Origin of the sequence: Tannerella serpentiformis, from assembly GCF_003033925.1 — a bacterium.
GTDB lineage: Bacteria > Bacteroidota > Bacteroidia > Bacteroidales > Tannerellaceae > Tannerella > Tannerella serpentiformis.
The window spans coordinates 1,547,774-1,572,086 of sequence record NZ_CP028365.1; the positions used below are offsets into that span (position 1 = coordinate 1,547,774).

19 protein-coding genes and 1 tRNA gene are annotated in these 24,313 nt (G+C 58.4%); 15 read left to right on the forward strand and 5 right to left on the reverse strand.

Annotation, left to right across the window (positions count from 1 at the left end):
- Positions 1–64 precede the first annotated feature (64 nt).
- Positions 65–391, forward strand: a complete 327-nt coding sequence (locus C7123_RS12895) for a hypothetical protein (RefSeq protein ID WP_159049856.1) — start codon at positions 65–67, stop codon at positions 389–391.
- A gap of 14 nt (positions 392–405) precedes the next feature.
- Here C7123_RS12895 and C7123_RS06355 read toward each other — a convergent pair.
- Positions 406–479: transfer RNA gene (locus tag C7123_RS06355), tRNA-Asn, on the reverse strand.
- Positions 480–563: 84 nt separating this feature from the next.
- Here C7123_RS06355 and C7123_RS06360 point away from each other — a divergent pair.
- From C7123_RS06360 to C7123_RS06370, 3 genes are all read left to right on the forward strand, one after another.
- Positions 564–1,550 (forward strand): adenosine kinase, encoded by a 987-nt coding sequence (locus C7123_RS06360; RefSeq protein WP_069176184.1) that lies wholly within the window; start codon positions 564–566, stop codon positions 1,548–1,550.
- A gap of 32 nt (positions 1,551–1,582) precedes the next feature.
- Positions 1,583–3,259: a S41 family peptidase gene (locus C7123_RS06365; RefSeq protein ID WP_069176185.1), complete on the forward strand. Its 1,677-nt coding sequence runs from the start codon at positions 1,583–1,585 to the stop codon at positions 3,257–3,259.
- 126 nt (positions 3,260–3,385) lie between these two features.
- Positions 3,386–4,078 carry an SIR2 family NAD-dependent protein deacylase gene (locus C7123_RS06370; RefSeq protein ID WP_069176186.1) on the forward strand — a complete coding sequence of 231 codons (693 nt, stop codon included), beginning with the start codon at positions 3,386–3,388 and terminating at the stop codon, positions 4,076–4,078.
- Between the two features lie 1,554 nt (positions 4,079–5,632).
- On the opposite strand, the gene mnmA is transcribed toward C7123_RS06370, so the two are convergent.
- Positions 5,633–6,733, reverse strand: coding sequence for a tRNA 2-thiouridine(34) synthase MnmA (mnmA, locus tag C7123_RS06375; RefSeq protein ID WP_069176187.1), 1,101 nt, complete (start codon positions 6,731–6,733; stop codon positions 5,633–5,635).
- A 132-nt stretch (positions 6,734–6,865) separates the two neighbouring features.
- The gene (gene typA / locus C7123_RS06380) at positions 6,866–8,665 is read right to left on the reverse strand and encodes a translational GTPase TypA (RefSeq protein WP_069176188.1); all 1,800 of its coding nucleotides are present in this window, start codon (positions 8,663–8,665) and stop codon (positions 6,866–6,868) included.
- A gap of 487 nt (positions 8,666–9,152) precedes the next feature.
- On the opposite strand from typA, the gene rpsO reads away from it, so the two are divergent.
- A complete protein-coding gene (rpsO, locus tag C7123_RS06385; protein ID WP_037997158.1) occupies positions 9,153–9,422 on the forward strand; it encodes a 30S ribosomal protein S15 in 270 nt (89 codons plus the stop codon).
- Positions 9,423–9,606: 184 nt separating this feature from the next.
- On the opposite strand, the gene porZ is transcribed toward rpsO, so the two are convergent.
- Together porZ and C7123_RS06395 are read right to left on the reverse strand one after the other, a co-directional pair.
- Positions 9,607–11,925 (reverse strand): type IX secretion system anionic LPS delivery protein PorZ, encoded by a 2,319-nt coding sequence (gene porZ / locus C7123_RS06390; protein WP_069176189.1) that lies wholly within the window; start codon positions 11,923–11,925, stop codon positions 9,607–9,609.
- A gap of 45 nt (positions 11,926–11,970) precedes the next feature.
- Positions 11,971–12,552, reverse strand: coding sequence for a non-canonical purine NTP diphosphatase (locus C7123_RS06395; RefSeq protein WP_173897003.1), 582 nt, complete (start codon positions 12,550–12,552; stop codon positions 11,971–11,973).
- A gap of 435 nt (positions 12,553–12,987) precedes the next feature.
- On the opposite strand from C7123_RS06395, the gene C7123_RS06400 reads away from it, so the two are divergent.
- From C7123_RS06400 to C7123_RS06455, 10 genes are all read left to right on the forward strand, one after another.
- Positions 12,988–13,836, forward strand: coding sequence for a hypothetical protein (locus C7123_RS06400; protein ID WP_237269291.1), 849 nt, complete (start codon positions 12,988–12,990; stop codon positions 13,834–13,836).
- Positions 13,837–13,964: 128 nt separating this feature from the next.
- Complete coding sequence (locus C7123_RS06405; protein WP_069176190.1) at positions 13,965–15,509, forward strand: glycine--tRNA ligase; 1,545 nt, start codon at positions 13,965–13,967, stop codon at positions 15,507–15,509.
- Complete coding sequence (locus C7123_RS06410) at positions 15,506–16,114, forward strand: FKBP-type peptidyl-prolyl cis-trans isomerase (protein WP_069176191.1); 609 nt, start codon at positions 15,506–15,508, stop codon at positions 16,112–16,114. The genes C7123_RS06405 and C7123_RS06410 overlap by 4 nt, the downstream gene beginning before the upstream one ends.
- Positions 16,115–16,129: 15 nt before the next feature.
- Complete coding sequence (locus C7123_RS06415) at positions 16,130–16,927, forward strand: SGNH/GDSL hydrolase family protein (protein ID WP_069176192.1); 798 nt, start codon at positions 16,130–16,132, stop codon at positions 16,925–16,927.
- A gap of 677 nt (positions 16,928–17,604) precedes the next feature.
- On the forward strand, positions 17,605–19,107 hold the full coding sequence (locus C7123_RS06425) for an MBOAT family O-acyltransferase (protein WP_069176194.1): 1,503 nt from the start codon (positions 17,605–17,607) through the stop codon (positions 19,105–19,107).
- 9 nt (positions 19,108–19,116) lie between these two features.
- Positions 19,117–19,488 (forward strand): YraN family protein, encoded by a 372-nt coding sequence (locus C7123_RS06430; protein WP_038010968.1) that lies wholly within the window; start codon positions 19,117–19,119, stop codon positions 19,486–19,488.
- Positions 19,489–19,666: 178 nt separating this feature from the next.
- Complete coding sequence (locus C7123_RS06435; protein WP_037979626.1) at positions 19,667–20,023, forward strand: MmcQ/YjbR family DNA-binding protein; 357 nt, start codon at positions 19,667–19,669, stop codon at positions 20,021–20,023.
- Positions 20,016–20,780 carry a biotin--[acetyl-CoA-carboxylase] ligase gene (locus C7123_RS06440; RefSeq protein WP_069176195.1) on the forward strand — a complete coding sequence of 255 codons (765 nt, stop codon included), beginning with the start codon at positions 20,016–20,018 and terminating at the stop codon, positions 20,778–20,780. Before C7123_RS06435 ends, C7123_RS06440 begins: the two co-directional genes overlap by 8 nt.
- Before the next feature lie 38 nt (positions 20,781–20,818).
- Complete coding sequence (locus C7123_RS06445; protein ID WP_069176196.1) at positions 20,819–22,279, forward strand: potassium/proton antiporter; 1,461 nt, start codon at positions 20,819–20,821, stop codon at positions 22,277–22,279.
- Positions 22,280–23,009: 730 nt separating this feature from the next.
- Positions 23,010–24,020, forward strand: a complete 1,011-nt coding sequence (locus tag C7123_RS06455) for an ATP-dependent 6-phosphofructokinase (RefSeq protein ID WP_037986457.1) — start codon at positions 23,010–23,012, stop codon at positions 24,018–24,020.
- Positions 24,021–24,313: the final 293 nt, after the last annotated feature.

Consider the following 24,313-nt stretch of genomic DNA (forward strand, 5'->3'; position numbering starts at 1 on the left):
GATGCTCACGCGCCAGCTTACTGATGCTCATGCGCCAGCAACGACAAGCTCGTGCACCAGCAGGATGAAGCTCACGCGCCAGCTTACTAATGCTCGTTCACCAGCAAGACGAAGCTCGCGCACCAGCAAGACGAAGCTCATGCGCCAGCTTACTGATGCTCATCCGCCAGCAACGACAAGCTCGCGCACCAGCATGGTGAAGCTCACGCGCCAGCTTATCAATGCTCATTTGCCAGCAATGACAGGCTCGTGCACCAGTGAGATAAAGCTCACGCATCAGCTCTTTTCGCTCACGTTCCGCCTAAAATCGGCTTCGATAGAGCCAGAGACAAGGCTGTTGATGTGGATGATTGGGTTACTTCGGGGGATAACGAAAGAGGCGACCGAATAATCGATCGCCTCTCGCTCTTCCTCTTGGACTTGAACCAAGGACCCTCTGATTAACAGTCAGATGCTCTAACCAACTGAGCTAAGGAAGAAGGTGTCTGTTCCTCAAAAAGACGCCGCAAAGATAGGGGCAGATTGGAGACATGCAATACTTTTGCGAAAAAAATAAGCGAGACATGAGAATTATCGGAATCGGAAACGCGTTGCTCGATGTGCTGTTGCGCCTCGAGAGCGACGCTACGCTGCAAGCAATGGGAATGAAGAAAGGCGTCATGGAGCTGGTAGACGAATCTACGATGCGCGCCATCCAACAAGAACAATCGGGCCTTGAACGCTCGGACGCCCCGGGCGGATCAGTCTGCAACACGATGCGCGCGCTGGCATTGCTCGGCGCCTCAGTCGGCTACGTGGGCAAGGTTGGGACGGACGCCAATGGCGCCTTCTATGAGCAGGCCATTCGCGATGCTGGCGTGACGCCGCACATCGTGCGCTCAGAAGGCATATCGGGCTGCTGTACCGTGCTGATGTCGCCGGACAGTGAACGCACGATGGCCACCTTCCTCGGCCCCGCCGCCACGCTCACCTCTGACGAGATCATGGACGAGACACTCCGCGCCTACGATTGTATCTATGTCGAGGGTTACCTGATCTCCAACGCCTCGACGGATCGCCTCTTCCTCCCCATCCTACGTCGCGCGAAGGCCCTCGGGAAGAAAGTGGCGCTCGACCTCTCGAACTTCAACATCGTCAACGGCTTCAGCTACATGCTCCACCGGGCCATCCCGGAATACGTCGACATCCTCTTCTCCAACGAGACCGAGGCGGAGGCCTACACCGGCAAGTCGGCCGAGGAAGCGCTTCGTGAGATCATGAAAGAAGTGAAGTACGCCGTCGTTACCGTCGGGAAGGACGGGGCGCTGGCCGGTCACGCTGGCGAGACGGTCCATGTGCCGGCCGTGAGCAACAACCCCGTTGACACTACGGGAGCGGGCGACAACTTCGCTGCGGGCTTCCTTTACGGCTACTCACGCGGGGCCACCCTCCGCCAATCGGCCGAAATCGGTGCCTTGATGGCGGGGAACGTCGTCGAGACCGTCGGGCCGCAGATCGTGCCTGAACGATGGGCGCAAATCACGTCGAAGGTCAGCAGCATCCTCGGCTGATCGTAGACTTACTAATCATACACATCACATACATGTTACAAGTAAAGAGAGCGCAAGTCTTCTGCCTGGCTATTGCGCTAAGCATCGGTGGCCCACTTTGGGCGCAGAAACCGCAGACGGAGCGCCGCTTCGAAGTCAGCAAACAACTGGACATCCTGAACGCGATCGTGAAGGAAGTCGAAATGTTCTACGTCGATTCGGTGGAGACCGAGAAGGTCGTACGCCGCGGCATTGACGCCATGCTCAAGGGCCTCGATCCCTACACCGAATATTACCCGGAGCAGGAGACGGACAACATAAAAATGCTCGTCACCGGCGAATACGGCGGCGTGGGCGCCTATATCCGTGCCCGCGATGGCGGAGTGATCATCTCGGAGCCTTTCGAAGGCATGCCCGCCGCCCTGGCCGGACTGAAGGCCGGCGACCGCATCTTGATGATCGACACGGCCGACGTCCGCAAGGCTACCACCGAGCGCGTCAGCGAGCTGCTCAAGGGCACGCCCAACTCCAAAGTCGTGATCAAGATCGAGCGCCCGGGCGAGAAGAAGCCCCGCAAGGTAGAAGTCACCCGTAAACAGGTATCCCTGAAGCAAGTCGTGCACTACGGCGTCTATGGCGACGGCACGGGCTATATCTATCTCGAGGGATTCAAGGAGCGCAGCGCCGATGAGGTGCGCGAAGCCTTGGAAGATCTGAAGCAGAACCACCACATCAAGAGCCTCATCCTCGACCTCCGCGACAACGGCGGCGGCCTCCTTTCGAGCGCCGTGCAGATCGTCAACCTGTTCGTCCCGAAGGGTCGCGAAGTGCTCTCCACCCGCGGCAAGATGAAGCTTTGGGATCGCACCTACCGCACGACGCTCGATCCGGTCGACTCCGTCATCCCCCTCGCGGTGCTCATCAACGGCAACTCCGCCTCGGCCTCCGAGATCGTCAGCGGCGCCCTGCAGGACATGGACCGCGCCGTGCTGATCGGCAACCGATCCTTCGGCAAGGGGCTTGTGCAGACTCCCCGCGACTTGCCCTACGAGGGCCAGATCAAGATCACGACCAGTAAATACTACATCCCCAGCGGCCGCTGCATTCAGCAGCTCGACTATTCGCATCGCAACGCCGATGGTTCAGTCTCGGCTGTACCCGACAGCCTCACGTCCGTCTTCTACACCGCCAGCGGGCGGCCCGTACGCGACGGCGGCGGCATCCGTCCAGACTTCGAGATGGAGGAAAAAAAGACGCCCACGATGCTCTTCTACCTCGTCAACGATTTTGCATTCTTCGACTTCGTCACTGACTGGGTGCGGGCCCATCCCACCATCGCGCCGGCCAAAGATTTCGTCTTCCCCGACGCCGATTACGAGTCCTTCAAGAAGCGTCTCAAGGAGGCCAATTTCACTTACGACCGCCAGAGTGAGAAGGCACTCAAGAGCCTTCGGGAAGTAGCCGAATATGAGGGCTATCTGGCCGAGGACTCCGCCACTTTCGTCGCTCTTGAGGCGCGTCTGAAGCCGAACTTAGACCGCGACTTGGAGCGTTATAAAGACGACATCAAAAAGCTCATCGCCGCTGAAATCGTCAAGCGCTACTACTACCAGGAGGGCGCCATGATCGAGAACCTCAAGGACGATAAGACGCTCCAGAAGGCCCTCGACGTGCTCGCCGACCGAGAGTTGTATCGCAAGACCCTCAGCCGACCTGAAGAGAAGAAATAAGTACACCGGGGGGTAGCATAAAGCCGTGAAAAAAGGGACGGGCGCCGCCGCACCCAACCCTTTCTCGCCGCTTTTTGCTACCCCTCATTGTGTCGAATCACGAACATTTCAAATTCCACCCATCGCATGAAAAAGTTAGTCATCCTTACCGGCGCCGGTATGAGCGCCGAGAGCGGCATCTCCACCTTCCGCGACTCCAACGGGCTGTGGGAGAATTATCGCGTCGAAGATGTCGCCACGCCCGAGGGCTTCGCCAGCAATCCGCAGCTCGTCCTCGACTTCTACAACGCTCGCCGACGCGAACTGCTTCGCGCCGAGCCCAACGACGGCCACCGCGGACTGGCGGCCCTGGAGCGCGACTTTGACGTTCGCATTGTCACGCAAAACGTGGATAACCTTCACGAACGCGCCGGCAGTTCGCACGTCATCCACCTCCACGGCGAACTGATGAAAGCCTGTTCCGAGCGCAACCTCAATCGCCCGATCGACATCGATCCCGAGCACCCCGACATGCGCCTGGGCGACACCGCCCCCGATGGCGGCCGCCTGCGCCCGTTCATCGTCTGGTTCGGCGAGCCTGTCCCTATGATCGAGGAGGCGATTCGCATCGTCACGGACTGCGACCTCTTCGCCGTGATCGGCACCTCGCTCAACGTCTACCCCGCCGCAGGTCTGCTCAGCTACGTTCGCCGCGGCCAGCCCATCTTCCTGATCGACCCCAAGGAGGTGGCCGTTTACCGAAACGACGTTGAGTTCATTCGCTACGGCGCCTCCGAAGGCGTCCGAATTTTGACCGACCGACTGCAAGCCTTCCGCTAAATCTCCGCCGATAGGCGTGCGCATCAACAAAGGGCTGTCCGAGATGATGTCTCGGGCAGCCCTTTTTGTATTCCGATAAATGTTTACCTCAAAAATCATCTTCCTTTCTGGAGTCGGATTGCCATTCTTTTTATCATGGATCACCCTCCATTGCTGATCTTCCTTTTTGTCTGATATGATAGTTATTCATCGGATCAATGCATAGCTGTTTCACAAAGGAATAAGGAAGATTTGAGGAGAGGCATAGCTGTTGCATAAAGAAATAAGGAGGATTTTCAGAGAGGCATAGTCCTTCCGTGAATAAAGAACGAAGCGCTAATTAGAAGCATAGTCATTTAATTTGTCGGTGAAAATCATTTTGGCGGAGGCATGGCTATTTCATAAAGAAATAAGAGCACTTTTCAGAGCTGCATAGCCATTCCATGAATAAATAATGAAGCACTAATTAGAAGCATAGTCATTTAATTTGTCGGCAAAAATCATTCGGGCAGAGGCATGGCTGTTACATAAAGAAATAAGAGTATTTTTCAGAGCTGCATAGCCATTCCATGAATAAATAATGAAGCACTAATTAGAAGCATAGTCATTTAATTTGTCGGCAAAAATCATTTGGGCAGGGGCCTGGCAGTTGCATAAAGAGATAAGAGCTTTTTTCAGAGAGACATAGCCATTCCATGAATAAAAAATGGAGCGCTAATTAGAAGTATAGTCATTTCATTTGCCGGTGAAAATCATTCAGGCAGAGGCATAGCCGTTGCGTAAAGCGCTGAGAACCTCTCTGTGAGTTGGATGAGTATTGCGTAAAGCGCTGAGGGCCAGTATGTGGATTACATAGCTATTGCATAGTGCAATAAGAATGCTTCTGCAAATCACATAGTCATTGAGCATCTCAATAGCTATGTGATTCTGCGATCACACCCCATTGATGCTGTCAATATTAAGCGAACTATTCGATGGATTATTATTGATGTACGCGATATGGAGGATCCTACGCGAATACTTATTATTTCTGTGTGCGATATAGAGCGTCCTGCGAGGATATTTATTATAAACTCGCTCAATATTGAATGTCCTGCGTGAGGACTTATTAGTTACGTGCGCGATATTAAATGCTCCGCACGAGAATTTATTATCGCTGTATGCGATATTAAGTATCATGCGTGTAGGATTCATATCGCTGTGCGCGATAGCTATGTATCTATGAGCGGGCAGCTTTCTGCGTGATTCGATAGCGATGTTTCTGTGAGAGGGGAAGCTGTCGCATGGTACGAAGGTTATGAATCAGTCTGAGGGATAGCTTTCGATCAATCATTTGGGGAATAGCGGCGTCTGGGCGTATTGAATACGCGCTTTGATATGGACTGTAAGGGGTGAACGATTAGATTTTCAAGTACAGATGGCGGGGATGCAGTACGGATCTACCCTACCAACAGAAAAATTTATTCTGATGACGAATGGGCAATAACGATTGCGCCGCACAACAGCCTCCGATCCATGGGCGGAGTGGCTGTTGCGCGGCGCAACGATGAGGGTTCAAAAGAAATGGTAGATATTTCAGCGCGTGACGACGGCCGCCGGCTCCGTGCGGCCCTCGACGATGGGCCCGCTGCCGATGCAAAGGCGGTGGTCACGGTCGTAGACGACGGCAAACTGGCCCGGAGCGATGCCCTGAATCTTCTCCTCGCTGTCGATCTGGTATCCGCCCTCTACGCGGCGGATGCGGCCCCGTGTGAAGTCGGGCGTGTGGCGAATTTTGAACGTGATTTCACGCTCATCGTCGAACGCCCCCCAAGGGTCGGCGGTGATGAAGTGGAATCCGGCGGTGCGGATCGTCCGGCCATACTGCGTTTCGGGGTCGTAGCCATTGGAGACGTAGACGATGTTCGCGGCGGCGTCTTTGCCGACGACGAACCAGGGGCCGCCACTCATGCCGAGCCCTTTGCGCTGGCCGATGGTGTGAAACCAGAAGCCGTGGTGACGGCCGACGGTTCGGCCCGTCTCCCACTCCACGATGTCGCCGTCGCGGCGACCGAGGTAGCGCTCGATGAAGTCGTTGTAGCGAATCTTGCCGAGGAAGCAGATGCCCTGGCTGTCCTTGCGGCGCGCGCTGGGCAGGCCCGCCGACTCGGCGATGGTGCGCACTTCATGCTTCATCAGGTGGCCGATGGGGAAGAGGAGCTTGGCGACTTGTAGGCCGGTGATCTGCCCGAGGAAGTCGGTCTGATCCTTCACCGGATCGGCGGCCGTCGAGAGCCACGTCTGGCCGTCGACCTCGGTGGTGGTGGCGTAGTGGCCCGTGGCGATGCGGTCGAAGTGGTGGCCCCACTGCTCCTCGAAGCAGCCAAACTTGATGTAGCGGTTGCACATCATGTCCGGGTTGGGCGTCAGGCCGCGGCGGACGGCGTCGATGGTGTATCCCACCACGCGGTCCCAATACTCCTCGTGGAGGGGGACCACCTCCATCCGGCAGCCGTATTTGCGGGCGATGTAGGTCGTGATCTCGATGTCTTCCTCGGCGGGGCAATCGATGGTGCCGTCGCTCCGCTCCATGCCGATGCGGATGTAGAAGATGGTGGGCGTGTATCCGGCTTCCTTCAGCAGATGCACCACGACGGAGCTATCCACGCCCCCGGAGACAAGTGCGGCGATTTCCATTTGTTCTAATAAGTAGTTCGGGGGGAGTTAGAAGTAGTTAGAGGGTAGCTAGAGGCAGGCTGAATGCAGAAGAGTAATCGAATGACTACCTTTTACTCCCTCTAACTACCCTCTGACTACCCTTTTAACTGCCTATATTCTGTTCTGCCGCTTGCGTTCGATTTCGTCGAGGATGATCTTGCGCATACGCATATGGTGAGGCGTCACCTCGACGTACTCGTCCGCCTTGATATACTCCAGCGCGTCCTCGAGGCTGAAGACTAACGGCGGCGCCAGCGACACTTTGTCGTCCGATCCGGAGGCCCGCATGTTGGTCAGCTTCTTGGATTTGGTGACGTTGACGACCAGGTCGCCCTCCTTGCTGTGTTCGCCGACGACTTGCCCGGCGTAGACGTCTTCGCCCGGGGCAATGAAGAAGCGGCCGCGAGACTGCAGGTTGTTCAGTGCGTAAGCGAAGGCGTTGCCGGTCTCCATCGCGATGATGGAGCCGTTCTGGCGGCGCTCGATGTCGCCCTTCCACGGCTGAAACTCGAGGAAGCGGTGGGCCATGATAGCCTCCCCGGCCGAAAGCGTCAGCACGAGGTTGTTGAGGCCGATGATGCCGCGTGAGGGGATGTTGAAGACGAGGAAGACGCGTCCGTTCTTGCTCTCCATGGAGGTCATTTCGCCTTTGCGGCGGGTCACGACGTCGATGATCTTGCTGGCGCTCTCCTCGGGCAGGTTCACCGTCAGCTGCTCCACCGGTTCGTGCTTTACGCCGTCGATCTCCTTGATGATCACCTGGGGTTGACCCACCTGCAATTCGTATCCCTCGCGGCGCATGGTCTCGATCAACACCGAAAGATGCAACACCCCACGCCCGAACACGTTCCACGAGTCGGCCGAATCCGTAGCCTCCACCCGCAGCGCCAGGTTTTTATCCAGCTCCCGAAGCAGTCGCTCGTGGACATGGCGAGAGGTGACGTATTTGCCGTCCTTGCCGAAGAAGGGCGAGTTGTTGATGGTGAAAAGCATAGACATCGTCGGCTCATCAATGGCGATGGTGGGCAGGGCCTCGGGCGTCGCAGCGTCGGCTATCGTTTCGCCGATCTCGAAGCCCTCGATGCCGATCACGGCACAGATGTCGCCCGATGCCACAGCGTCCACCTTCTTGCGCCCCAAGCCCTCGAAGACGTCGATCTCCTTGATCTTCGACCGCACCGCGCTGCCGTCGCGTTTGCAGAGGACGATGTCCTGCCCCTCACGCAGTTCGCCCCGGTGGACACGCCCGACGGCGATACGGCCTACGTATTTGGAATAGTCGAGCGACGTGATCAGCATTTGCGACGCCCCCTCGAGCGTCTCAGGCTCGGGGATGTACTGGATAATGGCGTCGAGGAGTGGGTAGATGTTGTCCGTCGGCTTCTGCCAGTCGTCGGACATCCAGCCCTGCTTGGCCGAGCCGAAGATGGTGGGGAAGTCGAGCTGATCTTCCGTAGCGTCGAGGCTGAACATGAGGTCGAACACCATCTCTTGCACCTCCGACGGCCGACAGTTCGGCTTGTCGACCTTGTTGATGACCACGATCGGTTTCAGCCCCAGCCCGATGGCTTTTTGGAGCACGAAGCGCGTCTGCGGCATCGGCCCCTCGAAGGCGTCGACCAGCAGCAGGCATCCGTCGGCCATGTTGAGCACACGCTCCACCTCGCCGCCGAAGTCCGCGTGGCCCGGGGTGTCGATGATGTTGATCTTGTAATCCTTGTAGTTGATGGAGACGTTTTTGGCGAGGATCGTAATGCCGCGCTCGCGTTCCAAGTCGTTGTTGTCCAAAAATTGATCCGGCTCGGCTTGTCCCTCGCGGAAAAGTTTCCCGGCCAAAAGCATCTTGTCTACCAGGGTCGTTTTGCCGTGATCGACGTGTGCTATGATTGCAATGTTCCTAATTTTCTGCATCGTACTTATCTGTCGTATATATCTCTCGTTGAAAAATCGGGGGCAAAAGTAAGCGTCCGCTTAAATACGGGCGAAGTGAAATATAGGCCGCAATCCATCTTTTGGGGGGATGAAGCGGAAGTTCGGAACCGCATCTTTTCGCCAGAAACGACCAAAAAGAGGTTTTTGGCCATTTCGGGTCACCCGAAACGACTAAAAAGAGGTTTGCGGCCATTTCGGGCCACCCGAAACGGCTAAAAAGTAGTTTTTGGCCATTTCGGGTCACCCGAAACGACTAAAAAGAGGTTTGCGGCTATTTCGGGCCGCCCGAAACGACTAAAAAGAGGTTTGCGGCCATTTCGAGTCACCAGAAATGGCATTTCAGTGCCGTGACGCCGCTTGAAAGGGCCTGATCTCCATGCCCTCCCGGGTTTGCGCGTCCGGATCGAAGGAATACCTTTGCCGCGCTTAAATAATATGGTATCAATTTATTCAGAAGTAAAACGACATGTATTTAGATTCAGCGAAAAAGGAAGAGATCTTTGAGAAGTACGGAAAATCGAAAGCGGACACCGGATCGGCCGAGAGCCAGATCGCGCTGTTCACCTATCGCATCAGCCACCTGACGGAGCACATGAAGGCCAATCACAAGGACTTCAACACCTCCCGGGCGCTGAAAATGCTGGTAGGTAAGCGTCGCCGCTTGCTGGACTACCTGATCAAGATCGACATCGAGCGCTACCGCGCCATCATCAAGGAGCTCGGTATCCGCAAGTAATTCCGCGCGATCAGTCGGTGCGCTACCGCGCCGTACACGTTTAAGAGGGTGCGCTTCCCGCAAAGGGGGGCGCGCCTTTTTTGTTGTCCTACAATCAGCAGCCCCCGACCGCCCCGCTTTCTGTGTGAGGGGGGAGGCCGGGGGCTTGATGCTTCCTATATATAGGTCTCGCAGGGCGCTGCCTTTAGCGTACGACGGCGATCTTCGTCACGACGCCTTCGCTGCCATCAGGCGTGGAGGCGAGGACGAGATAGACGCCCGAGGAGACGGGTTGGCCGTTGGCGCCGCGACAGTCCCACGTGAACTGTCCGCCGGCGGAGCGACCCTGACGGATGAGGTTGCCGTTAAGGTCGGTGATCTTCACGTTTGAGTCGGCGATGAGGCCGGTGATGGTCACGCTGCCGTCATAGTCCGGGCGCACGGGGTTGGGGTAGGCGTAGACGTCGGAGTAGGTCTTGGGCGCTTCGGTGGCGTCGCCGCGGTAGGAGACGAGGCCCTTGTCGGTGCCGATGAAGACCTCGCCCGAGGCGTTGTCGATGGCCAGGCAGCGGATGTTGTCCGAGAGGAGCGGGGAGTTGGTGGTCGTGAAGTGCTCAAGCGTTTCGGTGCCGTCGGCATTGACGAGGTAGACGCCCGAGCCAGCCGTGCCGATCCATTTGCGGTTGCCGCCGTCGACGGCGATGGCGTTGATCTGTTCGCTGTCGAGGAAGTAGCGCGGGCGGCCGTCCTCGTCGTTGCGGATGATGCCGTTCCAGTAGCAGCGGGCCGGATCGCGGAGGGCATTGATGGCCGAGGAGCAGACTATCGGTCCGTGGTTCGTGCCGACCCAGATGTCGCCCTTGCGATCCTCCGCGAGGCAGTAGTATTCGCTCACGTCGAGCGACGTGCCGCTGGCATTGGAGAAGGAGGAGAAGAAGTGCGACTTGTCGTCCGAGCCGTCCGTCGGTGTGCCGTTGTCGTCGAAGACGAGCAGGCCGCCATCGCGGGGCACGTTCACCCACTTCTGCCCGCGGGAGGTGAAGAGGATACGGCCGACGAAGGTCTTGTTGGACACGCCTTGGAAGTAGAGCGACTTCCACGTGCCGTCGGGCGTACGCACCACGATGCCATTCTGCGCGCTGCAGTTGGTCATCCAGAGGTTCTTGTTTTTGTCGAACCCGATGCCGATGGCGCGCACATAGCGCTGGGCATCCTTCGCATTAGGCAGGGCCGATCGCAGCGGCGTGTTGGTGTGGTTATAGAGGCGGACGAAGGTGTTGTCTTTGACCTCGATCACGCCCTCGCCGAAGGTCGATACGAAGCAGTGCGTCGGGTCGTCCGGGTCGACAGCCACGCCCACATAGTCCTGCACCCCGAAGCCAGCGGCACGCGTCACGGTCTCCTCGTCGAAGTTCGTCCACTTCTTATCCACGCAGCTCATCAGCGTGCCTCTGCGATTGCCGCGTGCGGTGTTCGTGTACGATCCACCGACCACCCAGAGCCGTCCGCGGTCGACGATCATAAAGTCGTCTTCATTGCGCTTCGGCCCCTCGATTTTGAGCCCCGAGATGGCTTTTTCGTATTGTCCCTCGGCCCGTCGGCGCAGGCCCACCAGCCCGTTGCGTCCCGAGGCCACCCAGAAGCGACCGTCTTCAGTGAGCGCCGTGACACCATTGATGGTACCTGGCGCCACCGTCTCGCCCGTGCCCTCAAGCGAGGCGAAGATGTACATCGCTTCCGAGGCGTAAGCCACCAACCGATTGCCGACCACCGTGAGCCCGCGCAGGTTCGTCTGCTTGCGCAGCGTCTTGATCGAGCCGTCCGTGTCGCGATAGAAGAGGCCACCGCCCGAGGCCACGAAGCAGAGCCGATCGCGGAAGGCACCGAGGCCGACGATCTTCTGATCGTCAAAGTCGAGGCTGTTCAGCGAGACGCGTTTCCAGTTGCCGACGTCCATCAGGTTGGCTGTCGTGGGGGCGGAGAGCAGTCCGCTGTCCGTCGCCGCGTAGATCGATCCGCCCAGTAGGGCGGTGGCCGTGGTGCGTCGGTCTAAGCGATACGTCTCAGCGACCTCCCGCTTCTTGAGATCGATCACCAGGATGCCGAAGTTGGCCGAGAGATAGGCTCGGTCGCCGCTGAGGTCGATGGCGTTGAGCGTCTTATCCTGGATGTTCGTGGTGTTTTTGAGGAAGGGGAGGTTGTAGATGCCGTCGGAGGTCATCAGGTCGATGTTTCCGCTGGCATAAGCGATGACGAGCGTGCGTGCGGAGGCGCTGTAGCGGATGAGTCGGACGTCGGAATCGCTCAGGCCCGTCTGTCGGGAGTAGACACGGATGTTGTCGTCCGACTTGCCATAGCTGTAAAGCGTTCCGTCGGCCACGGCGTAGACATTATTTTCGGCTTCAGCTACGGCGACGGTGTTATACATCGCGAGATAGGTGTGCCAACGTGTGTTCTTTTCGGCCGCGTGTACAGTCAGGAGCGAGAGTAGCAGGCCGTAAATCAGCAATTGAATCTTCTTCATTGAGGATAGGGGGTTAATGGGTGACGATAGGGGAAAGGGGCGGAGTTATCGGTTCGTGAGGTGTTGCACCAGCCGACGCACCGCTCGGCCACGATGGCTGATGGCGTTTTTCTCGTCGGGGGAGAGTTCGGCGAAGGTGCGGTCGAAGCCGTCGGGGCGGAAGATGGGATCGTAACCGAAGCCGCCCGCGCCATGGGCCTCAGTCGTGATCTGGCCCGTGACTTCGCCCTCAAAGAGGCGCTCCTCGCCGTCCGTGATGAGGGCGATCACCGTGCGGAAACGGGCCTTCCGATGGTCCGTATCGCGGAGTGCTTCGAGTAGCTTGCGGACATTGGCCGCGCTGTCGCACGCCTCACCGGCGTAGCGCGCCGAATAGACGCCCGGAGCGCCGTCGAGCGCCTCGACTTCGAGGCCTGTGTCGTCGGCAAAGCAGTCGTAACCGTAGTGCTCCTTCACGTAGCGCGCCTTTTGGAGGGCGTTACCTTCGATGGTGGCCGATGTCTCCGGTAGCGGCTCCATCTGACCGAGGTCGGTCAGGCCGACGAGGCGGATGGAGTCCTGTGGCAGCATGTCGCGTACCTCGCGCAATTTGTGCAGGTTGTGTGTAGCAAAAACAAGGGTTCGCATAATGGGTAGGTGTGTATAATTATATGAGTAAACAAGGGTCTGCCAGCACAGAGTGGCCTGCAAAGGTCTCATTTCCGAGCATCCGATCCCGGAGATCCCAAACGGCGCGGCGTCAGAAAACGTATATCCCGGAAAAGAGGACGCCCCACCTCAGGCGCGAAAATTATGCCCGAGAAGCGAGAGGCAGTGACGGCCGTCGGGCGACGATCCGAAACGCATAGCGGGCTAAAAACGTGCAGCAACGCCCCTCTCGAAACAGAAAGAGCACCCCCAACGCACAGCGACTGCCCTCTCGAAACGCATAGCGGGCCGAATACGTTCGGGGGGCGGCCGACCCGAAGCAGCGGGAGGGGCCACGACCGCCGGATGCCTCGAGAACCATTTCAAGAAACCATTTTTGCCCGCCGATGACGAGTCACACCATATAAATAAGATATGAACAACGAGATGAAATGGACCCTCCGGACGATCGTGAGCGGTGCGGCGCTGCTGCTGGCGGTGGCCTGCGGAAAGGAAAAGGAGGCGCGCGCAGAGTTGGAGCGCGCACGGACGCTGTATGAGAGCCGACAATACCCAGCGGCACGCAACGCGATCGACACCCTGCGCATGCGATACCCGAAGGAGCTGGGGGTGATGAAAGAGGCCCTGCAATTGATGCGCCTCGTGGAGCGGGGCGAAAGCGAGCGAAACATCGCGTACTGCGACAGCCTCATCCCCGTGCGAGAGAAAGAGGTGGAGACGCTGAAGGCCGGCTTTGTGCTGGAGCGGGATGCACGCTATGAGGAGGTCGGGCGCTATGTCCGGCCCGAGCATGCGGTGGAGCGCAACATCGGGCGGAGTTACCTGCGTTGCGGAGTGAACGAGCAGGGCGAGATCTTCCTGGCCAGTGTGTACAGTGGCGGTGCGCCGATCAACCACACCGGTCTCAAGATCGAGGCGCCCGACGGGACGTATGCCGTCACGGCTGAGATCCCTTACGATGGGGGCGCGAACTACCGCTTCAAGGATGACGGACGGACGACAGAGGTGGTGACGTATGCCGGCGATAAAGGTCTCGATGCGATTCGCTTCGTGGACGGTGTAGCCGAGGGAACCCGCCTGAGAGCAGTGTACACCGGCGGGCGCGCCTTCGCGATCGGACTGACCGAAGCCGACTGCCGCGCCATCCGTGCCACACTCCGCCTGGCGGAAGCCCTGACCGACATCGACGCCCTCAAAAAAGAACGCCAGAAAGCGGCCCGGAAGGTGGCCTACATCGAAGAACGCGAGGCGAAAGGCCGATGAACGACCGTCGACGACCCGTCCGAAAAGGGATGAGCACGGCCGAAATGAGTCGGGCGCCGATCCTCGACGGGTGATCAATTATAAATCGGTATACTTTTGCCCCCCACTGAAAATTAAGTACATCAGATATGGCACGACAGGAAGATTTATTCAAGAAACTGATTGCACACTGCAAGGAATACGGCTTCGTATTCCCTTCATCAGAGATCTACGACGGTCTCAGCGCCGTCTACGACTACGGACAATACGGCGTCGAGTTGAAAAACAACCTCAAACGTTACTGGTGGGATGGCATGACGCTGCTTCACGACAACATCGTCGGGATAGACGCTGCCATCTTTATGCACCCCACCGTTTGGAAGGCCTCAGGGCATGTGGACGCCTTTAACGACCCCCTTATCGACAACCGAGACAGTAAGAAGCGCTATCGCGCCGACGTACTGATCGAGGACCACCTGGCCAAGATCGACGAGAAGATCTCGCGCGAGGTGGAGAAGGCCGCCAAGAAGTTTGGAGACAGCTTCGACGAGGCGATGTTCCGCAGCACCAACCCGCGCGTGGCCAAACACCAAGCCGAGCGCGACGCCATCCACGAGCGATTCGCCCGCGCCATGAACGCGAACGACCTTGACGAGCTGCGACAAATCATCATCGATTGCGAGATCGTATGCCCCCTATCGGGCACGCGCAACTGGACGGACGTACGCCAGTTCAACCTCATGTTTGCCACCGAAATGGGATCGACAGCCGATGGCGCCATGAAAGTTTACCTCCGCCCCGAAACGGCGCAGGGAATCTTTGTCAACTTCCTCAATGTCCAGAAAACGGGACGCATGAAGATCCCCTTCGGCATTGCTCAGATCGGAAAGGCCTTCCGAAATGAGATCGTCGCGCGGCAATTCATTTTCAGGATGCGGGAGTTTGAGCAGATGGAGATGCAATTCTTTGTTCGGCCAGGCGAAGAGCTCACCTGGTTTGCCCGTTGGAAAGAAGCGCGCATGCGCTGGCACCGCAACCTCGGCCTTGGGGACGCGAAGTATCGCTTCCACGACCACGAAAAGCTGGCTCACTATGCCAATGCAGCTACGGATATCGAGTACGAGATGCCTTTCGGATTCAAGGAAGTGGAAGGGATTCACAGCCGCACCAATTTCGACCTTTCGCAACACGAGAAGTTCTCCGGCAAGAAGATACAATATTTCGATGCAGAGCTGGGGACGAGCTACACGCCCTATGTGATCGAAACCTCGATCGGTGTCGACCGCCTGTTCCTCAGCATACTGGCCGGGGCATACACCGAAGAGACCCTCGAAGGGGGCGACACCCGCGTCGTATTGAAGCTCCCCCCCGCGCTGGCGCCCATTAAGTTGGCCGTTTTGCCCCTTGTTCGCAAAGATGGGCTGGCCGAGAAAGCCGAAGAGATCCTCCACATGCTGCGCTTCGACTTCCGCTGCCAGTACGACGAGAAGGACTCCATCGGCAAGCGTTACCGCCGGCAGGATGCCATCGGGACGCCCTACTGCATCACGGTCGATTACGACACCATGCGCGATAACACCGTCACGATCCGTTTCCGCGACACGATGGAGCAGGAACGCGTGTCGATCGACCGCCTCCACGAGATTATCTCCGACCGCGTCAGTCTGCGCAGCTTATTGGAGGGTCTGAAATGAAACGGACGCTCCACCTCCTCGCTTCCCTCTGTTTGGCAGCCGTCCTGATCGGCGTCGTCACCGCTTGCAGCAAAACGGAAGACGACTCGGCCGAACGTTGGCGCACGGCCAACGATGCCGCCTTCGCTGCCATTAAGAGTAATGCCTCCTACACCGAAATCAAATCGCCCGGCCACGAGGGTAGCATCTACTACAAAGAGCTGAAGAAGGGCACGGGCACGAAGCCGATCCTCTTCACCAGCACCGTGAGCCTCTATGCCCACGGTCGCTTCGTGGCCGACTATCCGGATAACAAGTATATACGTCAGGGCGCGGTCTTCCAGTCGTGGCTGGAGGCCGATGGCGTGCCGTTTACGACCCTTGTCTCGAGCGTCGGAAAGGTGCCGAAGGACTACAGGGCCCACATCTTGACCAACGGCGTGCGCGTGGCCCTGCAATACATGCACGAGGGCGACCGGTGGGAGGTGTGGGTGCCTTACACGCTCGGTCTCGGCGAAAATGATGGGAGCTTGTTCATCAACGTGATGCCAAGTAGCAGCGCCACAAAGATCCCCGCTTACTCGACACTCGTCTTCGAAATCGAGGTCGTTGGTGTCCACTCCTAACGCCAGGCCTCAGCTATGAAAAAGACTTACATCGGACTCACTTGCCTGCTCTTCCTTTCGCTCGCGCTCTTCGTTGCGCTGTCGTTTTACGGCGACTCCCTCGAGCGATGGCACATCAAGACCGGTTCCTTCGCCCGTGTCCTTCGCGGCGAGGCGGACCGTCGCCAACGCCCGCCCTCACCCGCAGCCGACAGCACGCGCGCCGTCAGTCAGGCGCCGGGCCAGAATTTCTCGCAGACGGTCGACACGGCCCGCAAGTCCATCCTCTTCATCGGCGACTCGATGCTCGAGGGTCTCGGGCCGCGCCTGGCCGCCTATGCCGAGGAAAATGGCCATACGCTCGTCAATGTCATCTGGTACAGCTCCACCACCGAGGTGTGGGGGCGCACCGAAAAGCTGAAAGAGTATATCGCTGAGTATCAACCGGACTACATTTTTGTCAGCCTCGGTGGCAACGAGCTTTTCGTGAGCGACATCCGCGACCGGAGGCAGAAATACCTCGATAATATGCTCTCCCAGATCGGCGACATCCCCTTCGTCTGGATCGGCCCGCCCAACTGGAAGCCCGACACGGGCATCAACGAGATGCTCGCCGAGACCCTCCGCCCCGGACAGTTCTACCTCTCCTATACGCCCGACCAACACTACGACCGGGCGCGCGATGGCGCCCATCCGACGCGCGCTTCGGCTTCGGCGTGGATGGATCGCGTCTGTGCATGGGTCATGAAGAGCGCCGCGCACCGCATTGTTCTCCATCGCCCGAAGGCCGCCCGCGCCACTTGCCACACCGTCGTCCTGGCTCCGGCCAAATGACCTTTCGCGAGGCGCGGCGACGGCGGGCAGCCCATTTCTCCCCCGTTCCGGAAGGCTATTGTAAGCCGTCGATAGTGCTTACTTTTTAAGGGAAGTCGATTGTAGGTCGTAGATAGCGCTTACTTTTCGAGGGAAGCTCATTGCAAGCCGTCGACAGCGCTTACTTTTTGAGGGAAGCCAATTGCAAGCCGTCAACAGCAAAAACTTTTTGAGGGAAGCGAATTGTAAGCCGTCAATAGCAAAAACTTTTTGAGGGAAGCGAATTGTAAGCCGTCAACAGCAAAAACTTTTTGAGGGAAGCCAATTGCAAGCCGTCAACAGCAAAAACTTTTTGAGGGAAGCCAATTGCAAGCCGTCAACAGCAAAAACTTTTTGAGGGAAGCCCATTGCAAGCCGTCGACAGTGCTTCCCCTTTAAGGGGAGCTAATTGTACGTTATCTATTTTACATACTTTTTAAGGGAAGCGCATTGCACATCGTTTATGGCGCGTCCTTTTTAGCGGAAATCCTTTCGGGGGCAGACAACACCCCATTTTTTTTGAGATCAAACGAATCGCGGGCCATCGGCGGGCCTATTTTTGGGGGAAAAGCACGCCCGATCCCGATTTTTGGCGCACTCGATCTCGGTAAAGACTACACATTCAGAATCATTCAAGCATCCTATTTCATACAACTCCGATGAACTCCTTACCAGACCTCTCCACCCTGACCGACCGGCTGCTCGCGCTGCTGGGTCCGGACGCCTCCCATCCGTTGATGTTCTCCAGCGGACTTTTTTGGGTCCTTTTCGTCGCCTTCTTGCCCGTCTACGCCTGGCTGCGCAACAGTGGTCGGATCGCGGCAATGAAAATCTTCGTTTCGGCCTTCAGCCTTTACTTCTTTTTCCACAACAGCGGCTGGCTCTTCCTCCTGCTCGTCTTCACGGCGGCTATCGACTGGGATGTATCGCACCGCATCGCGTCCGCGAGCAGCGTCGGCACCCGTCGTGCGTGGCTCCTTTTTTCGCTCACCCTCTCTCTCGGCGTGCTGGTGGCCTTCAAATACACCAACTTCTTTATCGACAACCTGCGCATGCTCACCGGCGACGCCGCTTTCCGTCCCGTCAGCCTCACGCTGCCCCTCGGATTGTCGTTTTACACCTTCCGCACCATCAGTTACGTCGTCGACGTCTTCCGGAGCCGCATCGCTCCCGCGCGCTCGTTCCTCGACTATCTCTTTTTCCTCTCCTTCTTCCCCTGCCTCACCGCCGGACCGATCGTAAGGGCCGACCACTTCATGCCGCAGCTCACCGCCGAGGCCCTTCGCCAGCCCGTCGACCGTGCACGCATCTACGGCGGATTTTTTACCGTCCTGATGGGCGTCATCAAGAAGGCCGTCATCGCCGATTACCTGGCGCAGTACAGCAACATCGCTTTCGGCAACCCGTCAGGCTACTCGGGCGTCGAGCTTCTCATGGGCGCTTTGGGATATGGGCTGCAGATCTATTGCGACTTCTCTGGCTACAGCGATATGGCCATCGGGCTGGGCGCCATCCTCGGTTACGATCTGGGGATAAACTTCGATTTCCCCTACCGCTCGCGAAACGTCACCGAGTTTTGGCGTCGGTGGCACATCTCGCTCTCTCTCTGGCTTCGGGATTACCTCTACATCCCGCTGGGTGGCAACCGTCGGGGCGCGGCAAGGCAGTATGTCAACCTACTCGTGACCATGCTCCTCGGCGGACTCTGGCACGGCGCCGCGTGGACGTTCATCGCCTGGGGCGCAGGCCACGGCGTCGCCCTCTGTCTGCACAAGCGGTGCAAGGTGTGGCTCGATCGACTGCCGGACGGTGGCCTTATCGGATTTCTTTCGTGGGCGCTCACGTTCGCATGGGTCATCTTCCTCTTCATTTTCTTCCGTGCCGATAGTTTCGATACGGCTCGCGAAATGATTGTAGGTATCGCCACGCGCTTCGATCCCGCTTACTTCCCCGAGTTTGCCAAGGTGCGCTACGTCTGGACGGCCATCTTCCTTTCCATTTTCGCCTTCCACTTCGTCCCCACCCGCTTCTACGACCGCCTGCGCGACCTCTTCGTGCGTAGCCCGTGGATCATCAAGTTTGCCATCTTCGTCGGTGTCGTGCAACTCGTCATCAGTTTCGCCTCGGCCGACGTCCAGCCCTTCATCTACACCCAATTCTGATCCCGACGTATGGCCAAGAAGAAAACCGAGATCGGACGCGCTGGCGAGGCCGTGGCCCGCAAGTATCTGGAGCAGCGCGGCTATCGCGTTTTGCACATCAATTGGCGTCACGGCCACTATGAGCTTGACATTGTGGCCCGCCTACCCGACCTGCTCGTCGTCGTCGAAGTCAAGACGCGCGACCAACACCGCATCATGGAGCCAGAGGACGCCGTAGATAAGGCCAAGATCCGCCGCACGGTAGCTGCCGCCGACGCCTATGTCCAGACGTTCGACATCGATCTGCCTGTCCAGTTCGACATCCTCAGCCTGATCAAACGCAGCGACGGAACCTACCACGTGGAGCACATCGAGGACGCTTTTTATGCCCCTGTTCAGTGAGTCGGAGCACTTCTGAGCACTCTCGCTAAATCTTTGTATGTATTTTTGCGCCGAATAACAAAAACCGTTATCTCCTGCAGAAGATAGATAGCCACCCCGGAAAGTCCGGTGCGGCTTTTTTTACGTAAAGTGAAACAGGAGATCATCGCATTTCCGTTGCGAACTAGATTTTAGAATTATGAATATCGAAGAAGTACGTGATTACTGCCTGAAACTGAAGAACGCCGAAGAGTCGTTCCCCTTCGGCGAGGACACCTTAGTCTTCAAAGTCGAGGGCAAGATGTTTCTAGCCATGTCGTTGAACGACGAGGATCCCCACGTGGCCGTCAAATGCGACCCCGACGAGGCCCTCCTTCTCCGCGATCGCTACAAAGCCGTCGTGCCGGCCCATCATTTCAACAAGAAGCACTGGAACGACATCTACCTGAACCGCGACATGAACGACCACGACATCCGTCGCTGGATCCTTCATTCTTACGAGTCTGTCATACTCCAGCTCCCCGCCGCCATCAGGCGCAAGTACGAGTATGTCTGACCTGCAGCCCACACCACACACTCCGCGCATCATTCGTCTGCGCGAGACCGAGTCCACCAACCGCTATCTGCACGAGCGGCTGGCGGACGACGAGGTGCCGTCGGACGGTACGATCGTCGTGAGCGACTTCCAGTCCGGAGGGCGAGGTCAGCCGGGCAACTCCTGGGAGTCGGAGGCTGGCCAGAACCTCACCTTCAGCCTCCTTTATGAGCCGTGTGCCATGCCCGCCAACCGTTCCTTCCGCATCTCTGAGATCGCGGCCCTCAGCGTAAAGCACACCCTGGATCGGTACACGGCGGGCATCGCTGTGAAGTGGCCTAACGACGTCTATTGGCACGACCGCAAGATCTGTGGCATGCTCATCGAGAACCTGCTCGAGGGCAGCGCTGTCGGGCGGTCGATCATCGGGATCGGACTCAACCTCAACCAAACCGTCTTTCGTTCTGACGCCCCCAACCCCGTCTCGCTGACTCAAATCACGGGTCAGCGCTATGACCCGTTGGAGATACTCGGCCTATGGTACGGCCATTTCTGCGACCTCCGCGACCGACTCGAGGCCGGGACGGACGGTGAGGCCGACGTCCATCAGGCGTATGTCCACGCCCTCTATCGTCGCGACGGCTTCCATCCCTATGCCGATGCCGACGGAACGTTCGAGGCTGCGATCGAAGCCATCGAACCGGGCGGCCACATGCTGCTCCGTCGCTCGGACGGCCGCATCTCTCGCTACGCTTTCAAGGAAGTGAGCTTCCTCTGAAGCTCCCACCCCACGACATACGCTCCGACGCTTCTAAGATGAACTATATCACCTCAGAAAACATCCTCTTGATCGGCTCCGTGCTGCTGTTTGTGAGCATCCTGGCCGGCAAGACGGGCTATCGCTTTGGCGTGCCTGTCCTCCTACTCTTCCTTTTCGTGGGCATGCTCTTCGGCAGCGACGGATTGGGGCTACAGTTCTCTAACATGGAGAGCGCACAGTTCATTGGCATGGTGGCGCTGACCATCATCCTGTTCTCCGGTGGCATGGACACACGGTTTGCTGACGTCCGGCCCGTGGTAGCCCCCGGAGCGGTGCTCTCCACGGTCGGCGTACTGCTGACTACGGTCTTCACGGGGCTGTTCGTGTGGTGGCTCTCGGGGATGGCTTGGACGAATATCCACTTTGCCTGCGTCACTTCGCTGTTGCTGGCGGCCACGATGTCGTCCACCGACTCTGCCTCGGTCTTCGCCACCCTACGCTCGCAGCGCATGAACCTCAAGCACAACCTTCGGCCCCTGCTGGAGCTGGAGAGTGGCAGTAACGACCCGATGGCCTACATGCTGACGCTCGTCCTGGTCCAACTGGCCACGGCGGATCCCGGAGCGGGCGGCGCCGATTGGGGACACGTGGCGGGGCTCTTCGCGGTACAGTTTGCCGTGGGCGCCGCCGTCGGATTCGCCATCGGACACTTCGCTGTCTGGAGCCTGAACCGACTGAACATAGACAACGCATCGCTTTACCCCATCCTCCTCCTCTCGGTGGCCTTCTTCACTTTCTCCGCCACCGGGCTGCTGCACGGCAACGGCTACCTGGCGGTCTACCTCACGGGGATGATCATCGGTAACAACCGCATCCCGTATCGCAAAGAGGTGGCCACGTTCATGGACGGGCTTACGTGGCTTTTTCAGATCATCATGTTCCTCATGCTGGGGCTGCTGGTGAACCCGCACGAGATGTTCCGCGTGGCCTGTGTGGCCCTGCTCATAGGCCTTTTTATGATCTGCATCGCCCGGCCAGCCAGTGTCTTCCTTTGCCTCCTACCCTTCCGGCGGATCAATGCGCGCGCCCGGCTTTTCATCTCGTGGGTGGGGCTGCGGGGCGCGGCGCCCATCATTTTCGCCATCTACCCCGTGATGGCTGGCGTGGAGGGATCAGACCTGATCTTTAACATCGTCTTCTTCATCACGCTGCTTTCGCTCCTCACGCAAGGCACCACCCTAGCCGCGGCCGCCCGCCTGCTTGGTCTTTCGGCCCCGCTGGAGAAGACGGGCAACGAATTTGGCGTCGAGCTGCCCGACGAGATCGACTCCGACCTCCGCGACATGACCGTCACCCGCCGTATGCTGGAGAAAGCCGACACACTGAAAGACATGAACCTCCCAGCCGGCACGTTAGTCATGCTCATCAAGCGCGACGACGAGTTCCTCATCCCCAACGGTTCCCTCCGGTTACACGAAGGCGACAAGCTGCTGCTGATCTCCGAAAACAAGAAGTAGGCAGAAGGCCGCCGACGCTGAGGCGCCCCCGTCATGGGTGTGTATCCGGGTAGGGGCGTATCGCATACGCCCTTCAAGCGCCCCAATGGGGGCGAATGCCGGTACATTCATTCAGCCCTTGCGGCCCGTAAAAGAGGGCGTATGCGATACGCCCCTACCCTACCGTCCGATAGGAGCCACTGGCACGCATGCGGCCCCCAAATGATTCACGGCAGCAGCCGCCGACGCTGAGGCGCCCCCGCTGGATATTCCGACAGCAGCCCCTGTGAGCAAGTAGCCCCCGCTGGAAACCATTTGATGAGCGCCTTACGCTCAGACACCCCTGTCGGACATTCCAACGGGGCGTCTTTTTGCTCAGACACCCCCGTCGGACATTCCAACGAGGCGTCTTTTTGCTCAGACACCCCTGTCGGACATTCCAACGAGGCGTCTTTTTGCTCAGACGCCCCCGTCGGACATTCCAACGAGGCGTCTTTTTGCTCAGACGCCCCCGTCGGACATTCCAACGGGGCGTCTTTTTGCTCAGACACTCCTGTCGGACATTCCAACAGGGCGTCTTTTTGCTCAGACGCCCCCAATGGACATTCCAACGGGGCGTCTTTTTGCTCAGACGCCCTCATCCGGACATTTTCGCGCAGCTTCCGGCTGCCCACGGCCCCTTCCCGATTTTCAGTTGTTCGTTCCCACCGCCCTACCTTTGTCCCCAGCTAACCCATTCATTAAAGGCATTATGAAGATAGGCATCCTCTCAGCCGGCGGCGACTGCCCCGGTATCAACGCGGCTATCCGCGGCGTGGGCAAAACGGCCCTCCTGCACTACGGCATGGAAGTCGTAGGCATCCACAACGGCTTCTCCGGCCTGCTGGATCGCGACGTGGAACTCTTTACCGAGCGCACCCTCTCGGGCATCCTCGGCCGAGGCGGCACCATCCTCGGCACCTCGCGCGAAAAACCCTTCAAGAAGTCCGCCGACGGCTATCTCAGCCATAAGCCCCAGATTATCTATCAGAACTATCACGAGCTGGGCCTCGACGCTCTCGTCTGCATCGGCGGCAACGGCACCCAGAAGACGGCCTTTAAGCTCGCCAAAATGGGCCTGAACGTCGTCGGCATCCCCAAGACCATCGACAATGACCTTTACGGCACCGACTTCTCGTTCGGTTTCGATACAGCCGTCAGCGTGGCCACCGATGCCATCGACCGCCTCCACTCAACCGCCAGCTCGCACAAACGCGTGATGGTGGTCGAGGTCATGGGCCACAGCGCGGGCTGGATAGCGCTCTATGCCGGCATGGCGGGCGCCGCGGACATCATCCTCCTGCCCGAACTGGGCTACGACATCGACAAGGTGAACGACAAGGTGATCGAACGCGCCCAACGGGGCAAGCCTTACAGCATCATCGTCCTGGCCGAAGGTCTCCGCACCGGCGCCGAGAGCCCCTCGGACTATCTCTCTCACGAAATCGAAGAGGCGACCGGCCTCGAGACGCGTCGCACGGTGCTCGGATACATCCAGCGTGGCGGCTCGCCCTCACCCGCCGACCGCAATCTGGCCACCCGCCTCGGGGGTCACGCCACGGAACTGATTGTGCGTGGCGAATTTGGGCGGATGGTGGGCCAGCGCAACGGCCATATGGTCTCCGTGCCACTCCAGGAGGTGGCCGGCCGCACGCGACTCGTGCCTGTGGACGACGACCTGATCCGTTGCGGGGAAAAGCTGGGCATTTCGTTCGGTCATTGAGCCTTCACCTCGCGGGCCTGATTCCTGACAGGGCATAGGGCTTTCTCCTGCCGGCCTACCGGTCGACGGGGTGGGCGTCCCTGATGGTCGATGTGGGTATTATAAATACGTACACCGGCCACCGGGTAGATGCCGCGGCGCTCCGACCTCTTTTCGATAGCGGTTGGGGTGCCGCGGTCGTCGTTTCGGATAATTAACGAAGCACATTTCGGAGGCCAGCTGTTTATGCACTTACATTTGCCGCCGAATCAGACACGTGGAAAGATTTGTAGCGCTTGCAACCACAGGAAAAA